Here is an 11,902-nt window from a genome sequence, read left to right as displayed (position 1 = left end):
TTAGTAGTTACTGCATTTTGCCATCGGTAACCCCGCTACCATACCAACGAGTGGTTTAGGCCGGAAGCTTTGCGTCTCACTCTTTCGAGTGGTTTGCCCTGTGCGTGACTGATTGAATAGAATAAAGTTTTTGTTGAATGAAGCTCACAGTTGATATTTCAAAATGTGATATTGCTTCAATTAATGATCTTTCTGTTGTGCATCTGGGTTCATTATAGTTGCTGATAAAAAAAGCGCACCTAAAGGTGCGCTTGATGAAATTAAACTCGAATTATCAATTAATTTAACGTTTTAACTGTGCTTCGTTCAACAATTTCAGGGTGCATTTCGAAGACGCGTTTTTCGTGGTCTTTGTCTTTGATGCGCTCTAATAGAATTTCGAATGCATTCTTACCAACACGACGTTTTGGTTGGTGAACGGTCGTTAGCGGCGGAGAGAAGTATTCAGCCAGTTCGATATTGTCGTAACCGATCACTGAGATATCTTCTGGAATGCGAATGCCTTTTTCTTGCAGGCGGCTCATTAAGCCGAGTGCCATTGTGTCGTTAAAGCAGAATACCGCTGTTGGACGATCTTCCATCTCAACGATTTGTTCTGCAGCAAGAACAGCCGTATCACACTCGAAGTTACCTTCGATGATCATATTTTCATCAGCAGAAATCTTTGCTTCATTCAGTGCGCGCTTGTAACCGGCAATACGTTCAACACATGCTGCTTTGTCTAAGTGGCCACTTAAACATGCAATCTTAGAGTGACCGCGTTCAATAAGGTATTTGGTCGCTAGGTAGCCACCTTCTTCAGAGTTATCGATGATCTTATCAGCCTGAGAGCTCTCTGGGCCCCAGTCCATGATAACTTTAGGGATGTCAGCGTGACGGTCTAACATCTCTCTTAGTTCTTCAGTTAGGTCAGAACACATAACTAAGATGCCATCTACACGTTTCTCTGCAAGCATTCGAATATAGTCACGTTGCTTCTCATAGATACCGCCCGTATTACACAGGATCAAAGTGTAACCTTGACGGTAGCAGTAGCTCTCAACACCATCGATAACTTCAGAGAAGAATAGGTTAGTTGATTGAGTCACTAGCATGCCGATGGTGCGTGTTGTATTACACTTCAAACTACGAGCGACAGCACTTGGTGCATAGTTCAGTTCATCTACGGCTTTGTTTACTTTTTCTTGAGTTGCTTCTGCAACAAAGCGAGTTTTGTTGATTACGTGAGAAACGGTTGTTGTTGATACGCCGGCTAAGCGAGCGACATCTTTTATAGTGGCCATGGTTTTATCCTATTAGAAGCTACTTTCCCAAAGTACGGAATAAAGTAGCCGTTAAGCTACCTAACTAAGAGCTTAAATTTGTAGGGCTCTTTGGGTACTAAAGTGCTAAAAAACAAAAAACCGCTATTGAGCGGCTTGTCTTAACACCGAAATGCTCTGAACTTTAATAAGCATAGCATTTCGTGAATGTTTCATATTTTATCGTTTGCGGTCACAATTTTAGACTGACTAGAAATTACTCGCAATAAAATTCACCCAGAAATCCGGGTGAATTGTCACATTCTACTGAATTTATTTACCTAGTCATCCAATAAGCTATTCACCAGCTAAATATTGAGTGTCTAATTGACAGAATGCGAGTAGCAAAGATGAGACGGAGGCGTAGAAACCGAATTCATCAACGTCATGACATTTCACGTTGAACTTTGGTACCCAAGTCAGCAGTTGTTGTTCGATAAACTGCTGTTGAACGGCAAATGAATTCTCTAGCTCTTCTTCAATATCCGTTTCGTTTGAACGAATGATCAAGTTACCAAGGAAATCGAGTTCGATAGCAATGTGGTCTGCTGGCTCTTTTAGATCTTGGTTCACCACTAAATTGTGCTTAGCCATGATCTCTTCCATATCTTTTGCAGGCTTATCATTCAAAAGGCCAGTTTCACCGATATACATAGAAGCGTAAGGAAGAGCACCGTGTTTATCTGTTTTTAAGAAAAGATCGCAAAAGTCTGCAGACAATTCTAGTTGAGCATCTTCACGTGTTTGTAGGCGGTTAAGCGCATCCACTAGCTTATCAATCGCTGGCTTTAGTGTTTCATTTTCGCCTAGACCAGTTAGGAAAGAACGAATTTCAACAGAGTGGTAGTGATCGAGTTCTTCTTGAGTCAGTTCTTTGGCGAACAAGCTTGATAGCCACCAGTATATTTCTGCTCTTTGCTCGTTGAACGCTTTCGTATCTTTCATTTAAATAATCCTAATATCATCTTTCGTCATACTTAGGGTATGAAGGCTAACTAAACAGTGATACTTATCGAACACAAAGTCACTCGTTAGTAGTAATACCTATATTGAATTGCGATGGACGATAAATAGCAAGGTTTAAGATTGTCTTGTATCAAAAAAAATCCATGTTTCTGGCTTTTATCTTCTGTACCACTAGAATTGTTACTAGTTATGAATAGAATAGTCACTGAAACTATTAAATAAGAAAAGTGGTGTAGATGAGCTATCACGTATTAGTCGTAGAAGATGATGTGGTAACCCGCAGTAAACTGGTTGGATACTTCCAGAACGAGGGTTATACAGTGAGCGAAGCAGAAAGCGGCGCTCAAATGAGAAACGTGTTAGAAGAAAACAACGTTGACCTCATTATGCTGGACATCAACTTACCAGGCGAAGATGGATTGATGCTAACTCGCGAATTACGCAGTCAATCAGACATTGGAATTATTTTAGTTACTGGACGCACGGATAGCATCGACAAGATCGTTGGCCTTGAAATGGGCGCTGACGATTACGTTACTAAACCCTTCGAACTTCGCGAGTTATTAGTTCGAGTTAAAAACCTACTTTGGCGTATCTCTGCTGCTCGTAAAACAGCAGCGGGCGCTGTAGAAGAAACATCAGATGAGTCTGTGGTTCGTTTTGGTGAGTGGACATTTGATATCCCTCGTCGTGCGTTAAGCAAAAACGGCGAACCGGTGAAACTGACCAAAGCAGAATACGAACTGCTAGTGGCGTTGTCTTCTTACCCTAACCAAGTATTAAGCCGCGAACGTATTCTGAATATGATCAGTCACCGAGTGGACGCGCCTAATGACCGTACTATCGACGTGCTGATTCGTCGTATGCGTGCAAAAATGGAGTTCGATCCTAAGAACCCACAAATTTTTGTGACGGTTCACGGTGAAGGTTACATGTTCGCTGGTGATTGATTTCCTTCGGGAGTGATTAATTAACAACGACATTTAAACGTAAAAAGCCGAGACATCATTGATGTCTCGGCTTTTTTATTACTCAGCTTTTACTGTTAACGACCAGAGAATCTACAAATACTTGGCGACTCTGTCTGCTCAGATGAGTTTAAAGATTCAATGGGCTTATTGAGGCTGAGCCGCAGAAACGTCACCGTCATCTTCAATTAAGCTGGAAGCTTCTGGAATAACAGGCTCTTCAACAATGTCATTGCTTGTATCTAGCCAATCACGCAGGCTTTGCCAAACCAATCCCATGGTTTCGTGCCAGTAACGCTCAGTCTGCTCAAGGTAAAGAGCTTTTGGCATGTACTTGTTCCAAGGCTCAACAATACCTTCTTGTGCAAGGTAGTTAGTTGGTGCCGGCAGTGGTTTCATTCCAGCAGCATTGAATTCGTTCAGTGCGCGAGTCATATGGCTCGCTGAAGTCACCAACACCATTCTTTTATTCTTAACGAACGCAGCGGCTTGGCGTGCTTCTTCCCAGGTGTCTTTTGCTGTTTCAAGCAGAATGATGTTTGGCTTTGCTACGCCAAGTGCTAATGCAACTTTAGCCATCATTCTTGCGTTACTGACTTCAGTGCCTGCGCCATAGCCAGACAAAATGAGTTTTGCACCAGGATAAAGACGTAGAATACGAATCCCTTCACTTAAACGCATCAGGCCGGTGCGGCTAAGTTCTGATGTCGGTGGAATTTGGTCGTCTACGACGTGACCACTTCCGAGAACCATCACGTAATCGACGGTTTCATCGACAGGTAAAAATGCGGTGTGTTGCCTTTCCATTGGCATTAAAAGTTGACTAGAAACTGGTTGGAAAGCGATTAGGAAAATACCACATAGGGCTGAAAGGGTGATTAGACAACCCGTCTTCCTTTTGGTAGTAAACATCACTAGGGCTAAACCCAGAAAAGCGAGAATTAACATTGCTGGCAGTGGCATCAATAGCGAAGACACTACTTTTTTCAGCTCAAACATATCCGAATAGTCCGAAAAAACATCACTTAGTAGTAAAAAGAGACATCGCCTCTTTATTCCTGAAATTCCTGTGACAGAATAGCAGGCACGATAGGACATAATAACTCAAGTAGCCGTGACTGAAGACCGTAATTTCGACGATATTGCCCACAAATTTGCAAAAAATATTTACGGCTCTGACAAAGGAGAGATCCGTCAGATCATCGTATGGGAAGATTTAGAACAAGCTTTGAGCAAATTTGAGCAATCAGCTTCGCCATTGCATGTGCTTGATGCAGGAGGTGGTCTTGCACAGATGTCGCAGAAAATCGCCGCACTTGGACATAAGGTTTCTCTGTGCGACCTCTCTTCTGAAATGCTTAAGCTTGCAGAAGAAAGTATCAACGAAGCGGGTTTGTTAGAGCAGTATCGATTTATCCATTCTCCGGTACAAAAAGTTGCAGAACATCTCGACGATAAAGTCGATTTTGTGATGTTTCATGCCGTAATGGAATGGCTAGCAAATCCTAAAGAGGCGCTTGATTTATTATTGGGGCAAGTAAACCCCGGTGGCGTTGCCTCGATAATGTTTTACAACCACCACGGATTAGTCCTGAAAAATGTGATTTGTGGCAACATTCCTCATGTATTGAATGGGATGCCACATCGAAAACGGTTTAAGCTGCAACCACAAAAAGGCTTGAAGCCGGAAGAGGTTTATCAATGGATAGAAGACGCTGGTCTAGAAATCTGTGGTAAATCAGGCATTCGTTCCTTCAGTGACTACATAGGTAATATGGAGTACATGGGCGATTACCAATTTGAAGATGTATTGGAACTAGAAAAACAGCTATGTCGCCAAGAGCCATATCTGTCACTAGGCCGTTATATTCACGTTTGGGCTCAAAAACCTGCGCAATAACAGCGCTGAATGTGGTAAAAGAAGCCACAACATGCGCTCTGCAATCGTAAGAAGCCCGCGTCATAAAGAAATAGGCGTCATATCTAATACATTCGATATGACGAAGAACAGTAACAGGAACCACAATGAGTGAAATGACTCAAACTGCCGAAGAGCAGCCAATTGATGAGTTGGTGGGCTGGGTCAAGCAGCATGATTTTTCATTAAACTTGCCACCAGAGCGCTTAGCATTTTTGATTGCTATCGCAGTACTAAGCAATGAAAGGTTCGATGAAGAGTTGGGCGAGGGGGAACTGCACGATGCATTTACCATCGTCACTCGACTGTTTGAAGATACTGGCGAAGCGTCTGCGTTTCGTGCCAACAATGCCATCAACGAGTTAGTTAAACAGAAGTTGATTAGCCGCTTTACCAGCGAAATCACCGATGGTGCGAGTATTTATCGCTTATCACCATTGGCGATTGGTATTTCAGATTATTATTTACGCCACCGTCAGTTCTCTAAGTTGAAACTGTCTATCCAGCTTTCTATGGTTGCGGACGAGATGGCAAAAGCCATTGAAGCTGCACAAAAAGGCGGAACTCCAGGGCATTGGAGAAAGAATGTTTACGGCGTGCTCAAGTATTCTGTTGGTGAAATTTTCGATCAGATTGATCTTAACCAACGTGTTATGGATGAGCAGCAGCAAACCGTTAAACAGCAAATTGCCGACCTTTTAAACAAGGATTGGCGAGAGGCGATTAACAACTGTGAAACCTTGCTTTCAGAAACCTCTTCCACGCTGAAAGAATTGCAAGACACCTTGCAAGCGGCGGGTGATGAACTGCAAACACAGATCCTCGATATTCAAGAAATTGTTTACGGTGATGATGAACTCGAGTTCGTTGGCGAAACCCTATTCGGCTTGCAGATGAAGCTCGACCGAATTACTAGTTGGGGTCAGCAAGCGATCGATTTGTGGATCGGCTACGACCGCCATGTTCACAAGTTTATCCGTACCGCGATTGATATGGATAAAAACCGTGCCTTTAGCCAACGCTTGCGTCAGTCGGTTACCGACTACTTTGATGCGCCTTGGTTATTGACCTACGCCGATGCTGAGAAGCTGACGGATCTTCGTGATGAAGCGCTCGTGCTTCGTGATGACGAAGTGATGGGACAAGCACCAATCGACGTAGAGTACGAAGAATTTGAGCAAGTGAATGACCTGCTTTCAGCTCGAATTGCAGAGATGTTAAAAGCTCACAAACAGCAAGGCGCGCCAATTGATCTTGGCCTTGTGTTACGCGATTACCTCGCTGCACACCCTCGCACACACCATTTTGATTTAGCCAGAATTGTTGTCGACCAAGCCGTACGCTTAGGTTACTCAGAGTCTGACTATCAGGCTATTCAGCCAGATTGGCAGGCAATCAACGATTTCGGTGCAAAGGTACAAGCAAATGTCATTAACAAGTACTGATGATTACATGCCAGAGAAACTGGTAAAAGCGATAGCGAACCCACTGTTCCCTGCGCTAGATAGCATGCTGCGTTCAGGTAAGCATGTTTCAACAGAAGATCTAGATAACCACGCGTTGCTGTCTGATTTCGAAGTGGAACTTCAGCATTTCTATCAACGCTACAATACGGAATTGGTAAAAGCGCCGGAAGGTTTCTTTTACTTGCGTCCGCGTTCTACGTCTCTGATTGGTCGTAGTGTGTTGTCTGAGCTCGACATGTTGGTTGGTAAGGTGTTGTGTTTCTTATACCTAAGCCCAGAACGTCTGGCTCATGAAGGTATCTTCACCAACCAAGAACTGTTTGATGAATTGATGTCGTTAGCGGATGAGAAAAAACTTATGAAGCTAGCAACCAACCGTGCGTCGGGTTCTGATTTAGACAAAGAAAAGCTGTTTGAAAAAGTGCGTACTTCTCTACGTCGCTTACGTCGTATCGGCATGTTGATTGCGATTGGCGAGACGGGCAAGTTCCGTATCAGCGAAGCAGTATTCCGTTTTGGTGCTGACGTACGTGTTGGCGATGATATGAAAGAAGCTCAACTGCGTCTTATCCGTGATGGTGAAGCTGTGGTGCATACTCAAGAGCCTAACCAAGGCAGCTTGTTGAATGAAGAACAAGCGGAAGCCGTATCAGAAGTAGATGCAGGCGTAGACGAAAACGGTCAACAAGACATTTTTAACGATCAAGCTGACTTTGACCTTGAGTCAAACGACGGCGAACCAACAAAAGTAGAAGGTGAAGCATGATTGAAAGAGGTAAGTATCAATCATTAACCATGGTCAACTGGAACGGCTTCTTCGCGCGTACTTTTGATATTGATGGATTGGTTACAACGCTTTCTGGCGGTAACGGTGCAGGTAAGTCGACCACTATGGCGGCATTCATCACAGCGTTGATTCCTGACCAAAGCCTTCTGCATTTCCGTAATACAACGGAAGCGGGTAGCTCACAGTCATCTCGTGACAAAGGTCTATACGGTAAGCTTCAACCTGGCGCATGTTACGCTGCGCTGGATGTGGTGAACTCTCGTAACCAACGCCTACTGTTTGCAGTAAAACTGCAGCAAGTTGCGGGTCGTGACAAGAAAGTAGACATCAAACCGTTCGTAATCCAAGGCCTTCCAAGCCATGTGAAACCAACGGATGTGTTGATTCAGAACGTTTCCGACAGCCATGCTCGCGTATGTCAGTTGAACGACGTAAAAGCCGCGGTAGCACAGTACGAAGGCGCGCACTTCAAAGCCTTCTCTTCGATTGTTGATTACCACTCGCAAATGTTTGAATACGGTGTGGTACCGAAGAAACTGCGTAACAGCAGCGACCGTTCTAAGTTCTACCGTTTGATCGAAGCATCGCTTTACGGCGGTATTTCTAGTGCGATTACGCGTTCTCTGCGTGATTATCTCCTACCGCAAAACGGTGGTGTGAAGAAAGCATTCCAAGACATGGAATCAGCACTACGCGAAAACCGTATGACGTTAGAAGCGATCAAAACGACTCAGTCGGACCGTGACCTGTTCAAACACTTGATCACTGAATCTACGAACTACGTGGCAGCAGATTACATGCGCCATGCCAACGATCGTCGTAACAAGCTTGATCAAACCATGAAGTTTCGTGGTGAACTGTTTGGTTCGCGTGAAACCTTGCATGATCAAAATAACTTGTTGAACCGTGTTCAAGAAGAATTAGAGCTGTTGGTCGATCAAGAGTCGGCACTAGAGCAAGATTATCAAGCGGCTTCGGATCATCTTCAATTGGTTCAAACTGCACTTCGCCAGCAAGAGAAAATTGCTCGTTATAGCGAAGATCTAGAAGAGCTTAATGAGCGTCTAGAAGAGCAGATGATGGTGGTTGAAGAAGCTCAAGAGCGAGTACTTCTTGCTGAAGAGCAGGCAACCATTACTGAAGAAGAAGTGGATAGCCTGAAAACTCAGCTTGCTGATTACCAACAAGCGTTGGATGTTCAGCAGACTCGTGCACTTCAATACCAGCAAGCGGTTCAAGCATTAGAGAAAACTAAGCAGCTGCTTGGTGATGAATCTATCACTGCAGAAAGCGCATCAACCTTGGTTTCAGAGCTAAAAGCACAGGAAGAATCAAGTACTCAAACTCTACTGGCGACGAAACATAAGCTCGACATGTCTTCTGCTGCCTCTGCACAGTTCGACAAAGCGCTGTCTCTTGTTAAGAGCATTGTTGGCGATGTTGAGCGTAAAGATGCGTCTCACAGTGCTAAACAAGCCCTAGAAAAAGGCCGCAATGCCAAACACGTTGTTGAAAATGAACAACAGTGGCGTGCTCAGCACCGCGATATAGCTCGTGATGTAGCACAGCAGCGTCAAGCAAAAGAGCTTGCGATCGAATATCAAAAACAACATAACGTTTCGCTGACTGACGAAGCGGTTTTCGATGAAGAACGCGAACGTCATACCATGCAGATCGAGTCTCTAGAGTACGCTCAAGAAGAACTGCGTGAAGCGAAGAGTGAGCAACGTCGTGTACAACTAAACTACGACCAAGAGATTCAGAAGCTTGAATCAATTGCTCCGGCGTGGATTACAGCTAACGATGCACTTGAAGCGCTAAGAGACCAAACAGAAGCTGAGCTAGAAGACAGCCAAGCAGTGATGACTCAAATGCAGCAAGTGCTTGAAGACGAAAAGTCTCAAGCAGTAGCAAAAGATCAGCTAGCCACTCGCCGCGCTGAACTTGAGCAAGAAATTGAGCGTTTAGCATCTCCAGGTGGTTCAAACGATCCTCGCTTGAAGGGCCTAGCAGATACCCTTGGTGGTGTGCTGCTTTCTGAGATCTACGATGATATCACCATTGGCGATGCACCCTACTTCAGTGCGATGTACGGTCCAGCTCGTCATGCGATTGTGGTCTCTGATTTGGATGGCATTAAAGAGAAACTGGTCGATCTTGATGACTGTCCAGAAGACCTTTATATCCTAGAAGGCGATGTAGATGCGTTTGATGATAGTTCATTCAATGCCGATGAGCTTGAAGGTGCGGTGTGTGTTCAACTGAACGATCGCCAAATGCGTTACTCTCGCTTCCCTGAGATCCCACTGTTTGGCCGTGCGGCTCGTGAACAACGTCTAGAGAAATTGCGCGAAGAGCGTGACGTTGTTGTTGAGAACCACGCGAAAGCAGCGTTTGACTCTCAAAAGCTGAATCGCCTATATCAAGCATTCAACAGCTTTGTTGCGAAGCACCTGCACGTTGCGTTTAACGCAGACCCAGAACAAGCACTTGCTGCGATTCGTGATAAGCGTAATCAAATTGTTCGTTCTCTGGCTGAGCTTAACTCTAAAGAGCAGCAGCAACGCAGTCAGCTTCTACAAAGCAAGCAGGCACTAGGTGCGCTAGATAAATTAGCTCCAATGGTTCGTATTTTAGAAGACGAAACATTGGCTGAGCGCTTAGCTGAATTAGAAGCACAACTAGAGCGTTTAAGTGAAGCTAAGTCTTACTTGAATACGCACGGCAAAGCGCTTACTTCTCTAGAGCAAGTCGTATCTGCACTAGATGCCGACCCAGAGCAGTTCGAAGCCTTGGAAGCCGAATATCGTCAAGCCGATAACGCACTACAAACCCTAAAAGGCAAAGTGTTCGCGCTGTCTGATCTGATTGAGCGTCGTCACTACTTTGCTTACGCGGACTCTGTTGATTTGCTTAACAAGAGCAGTGAACTGAGCGAGCAATTAAAAGCGAAACTGGTTCAAGCTGAACAAGCAAGAACCAAAGGCCGCGATGGTTTGAAGCAAGCTCGCGAACAGATGAACCAATACAACCAAGTATTGGCGGCACTGAAGAGCTCACATCAAGCGAAGCAAGAGACGGTTCAAGAGTTCAAACAAGAGCTACAAGAGTTTGGCGTAAACGCTGACGAAGGCGCTGAAGAGCGTGCTGTACGTCGTCGTGACGAACTTCAAGAACGTCTGCACACATCTCGCAGCCGTAAGAGCGAATACGAGCGTACGATTACGTCAACAGAACTTGAGATGAAAGCCCTAGCTAAGCGTCTTAAGAAAGTTCAGAAAGAGTACACAGAGCTTCGTACCTTCGTTGTTGCAGCAAAAGCAGGTTGGTGTTCAGTACTTCGCTTAGCTCGTGAAAATGATGTTGAACGTCGTCTTCATAAGCGTGAACTGGCTTACCTAACAGCGGGCGAGCTTCGCTCGATGTCGGATAAATCACTGGGTGCGCTACGTCTAGCTGTGGCTGACAATGACGACCTACGTGATTCGCTGCGTCTATCTGAAGACAACGCACATCCAGAGCGTAAGGTTCTGTTCTACATTGCGGTTTACCAACATCTTCGTGAGCGTATTCGCCAAGACATCATTCATACCGATGATCCGGTTGAAGCAATCGAAGAGATGGAAGTTGAGCTAGCTCGACTAACAGAAGAACTGACGCAGCGTGAAAATCGCTTGGCGATCAGCTCTGAGTCGGTAGCAAGCATCATCAAGAAAACGATTCAGCGCGAGCAGAACCGTATTCGAATGCTGAACCAAGGTTTGTCTAACATCTACTTTGGTCAGGTTAAGGGCGTACGTCTGAACGTTAAGATTCGTGAAAGTCACGAGATCTTGCTATCAGGGCTAGCGACTCAGCAAGAGCAGCATAAAGACTTGTTTGAATCAACGCGCTTCACCTTCTCAGAAGCGATGGCGAAATTGTTCCAACGTGTGAACCCACATATCGATATGGGTCAACGTTCTCCGCAAGTTCTGGGTGAAGAGTTGCTGGATTACCGTAACTACTTAGAACTCAGTGTTGAAGTTAACCGTGGTTCAGATGGCTGGCTACAAGCGGAATCAGGAGCACTTTCTACGGGTGAGGCGATCGGTACCGGTCAATCTATCCTACTGATGGTGGTTCAGAGCTGGGAAGAAGAGTCACGTCGACTTCGTAGTAAAGACATCGTTCCATGTCGCTTGTTGTTCCTCGATGAAGCAGCACGTCTGGATGCGAAATCTATCTCTACGTTGTTTGAACTGTGTGACCGTCTAGGTATGCAGCTTCTGATTGCAGCCCCTGAGAACATCAGCCCAGAGAAAGGTACAACCTACAAACTGGTACGTAAGGTCTTCAAAGATCACGAACATGTACACGTTGTTGGTTTGCGAGGTTTTGCTCAAAACAAACCTGCATCTCCAGTGCAAGAGCTTATCGAAGAAACTGAGCAATAAGCTCGATAGCGATTCAACGATACTAATTCATAGCCCCTAATCATTAGGGGCTTTTTAGTA

Annotated in this window: 8 protein-coding genes and 1 riboswitch; of the genes, 5 read left to right on the top strand and 3 right to left on the bottom strand. The window is 44.9% G+C overall.

Translation table 11 applies throughout. From position 1 onward, the window contains the following. Nucleotides 1–22 precede the first annotated feature (22 nt). A riboswitch (cyclic di-GMP riboswitch) is annotated at nucleotides 23–108 on the bottom strand. 170 nt (nucleotides 109–278) lie between these two features. Both purR and torD read right to left on the bottom strand, forming a co-directional pair. Then, a complete protein-coding gene (gene purR / locus AC3CH3_RS09930; RefSeq protein WP_017062096.1) occupies nucleotides 279–1,283 on the bottom strand; it encodes an HTH-type transcriptional repressor PurR in 1,005 nt (334 codons plus the stop codon). 315 nt (nucleotides 1,284–1,598) lie between these two features. After that, nucleotides 1,599–2,246 (bottom strand): molecular chaperone TorD, encoded by a 648-nt coding sequence (torD, locus tag AC3CH3_RS09925; protein ID WP_019820999.1) that lies wholly within the window; start codon nucleotides 2,244–2,246, stop codon nucleotides 1,599–1,601. Nucleotides 2,247–2,503: 257 nt separating this feature from the next. On the opposite strand from torD, the gene torR reads away from it, so the two are divergent. Next, complete coding sequence (torR, locus tag AC3CH3_RS09920) at nucleotides 2,504–3,217, top strand: two-component system response regulator TorR (protein WP_017067841.1); 714 nt, start codon at nucleotides 2,504–2,506, stop codon at nucleotides 3,215–3,217. A 165-nt stretch (nucleotides 3,218–3,382) separates the two neighbouring features. Here torR and elyC read toward each other — a convergent pair whose 3' ends face one another. Then, the gene (gene elyC / locus AC3CH3_RS09915; protein ID WP_029405338.1) at nucleotides 3,383–4,234 is read right to left on the bottom strand and encodes an envelope biogenesis factor ElyC; all 852 of its coding nucleotides are present in this window, start codon (nucleotides 4,232–4,234) and stop codon (nucleotides 3,383–3,385) included. A gap of 115 nt (nucleotides 4,235–4,349) precedes the next feature. Here elyC and cmoM point away from each other — a divergent pair, with 115 nt between their 5' ends. The 4 genes from cmoM (at nucleotide 4,350) to mukB (ending at nucleotide 11,842) form a co-directional block, all read left to right on the top strand. Then, the gene (gene cmoM / locus AC3CH3_RS09910; protein ID WP_019821007.1) at nucleotides 4,350–5,135 is read left to right on the top strand and encodes a tRNA uridine 5-oxyacetic acid(34) methyltransferase CmoM; all 786 of its coding nucleotides are present in this window, start codon (nucleotides 4,350–4,352) and stop codon (nucleotides 5,133–5,135) included. A 125-nt stretch (nucleotides 5,136–5,260) separates the two neighbouring features. Beyond that, a complete protein-coding gene (gene mukF, locus AC3CH3_RS09905; RefSeq protein ID WP_488537067.1) occupies nucleotides 5,261–6,598 on the top strand; it encodes a chromosome partition protein MukF in 1,338 nt (445 codons plus the stop codon). Then, entirely contained in the window at nucleotides 6,579–7,385 is an 807-nt protein-coding gene (gene mukE / locus AC3CH3_RS09900; RefSeq protein WP_488537066.1) for a chromosome partition protein MukE, read from the top strand. Before mukF ends, mukE begins: the two co-directional genes overlap by 20 nt. Continuing rightward, a complete protein-coding gene (gene mukB, locus AC3CH3_RS09895; RefSeq protein ID WP_488537065.1) occupies nucleotides 7,382–11,842 on the top strand; it encodes a chromosome partition protein MukB in 4,461 nt (1,486 codons plus the stop codon). The genes mukE and mukB overlap by 4 nt, the downstream gene beginning before the upstream one ends. Nucleotides 11,843–11,902: the final 60 nt, after the last annotated feature.

This window comes from Vibrio sp. QJM3NY_35 (assembly GCF_057785915.1).
The sequence above is the reverse complement of the archived record's forward strand: the minus strand, read 5'-3'. Positions and strand labels throughout refer to the sequence as shown.

What these genes read in the sequence shown, in the direction of transcription:
- elyC (WP_029405338.1), bottom strand. Translation starts at nt 4,234, where the DNA reads ATGTTTGAGCTGAAAAAAGTAGTGTCTTCGCTATTGATGCCACTGCCA.
- torR (WP_017067841.1), top strand. Translation starts at nt 2,504, where the DNA reads ATGAGCTATCACGTATTAGTCGTAGAAGATGATGTGGTAACCCGCAGT.
- purR (WP_017062096.1), bottom strand. Translation starts at nt 1,283, where the DNA reads ATGGCCACTATAAAAGATGTCGCTCGCTTAGCCGGCGTATCAACAACA.
- mukB (WP_488537065.1), top strand. Translation starts at nt 7,382, where the DNA reads ATGATTGAAAGAGGTAAGTATCAATCATTAACCATGGTCAACTGGAAC.
- mukF (WP_488537067.1), top strand. Translation starts at nt 5,261, where the DNA reads ATGAGTGAAATGACTCAAACTGCCGAAGAGCAGCCAATTGATGAGTTG.
- mukE (WP_488537066.1), top strand. Translation starts at nt 6,579, where the DNA reads ATGTCATTAACAAGTACTGATGATTACATGCCAGAGAAACTGGTAAAA.
- torD (WP_019820999.1), bottom strand. Translation starts at nt 2,246, where the DNA reads ATGAAAGATACGAAAGCGTTCAACGAGCAAAGAGCAGAAATATACTGG.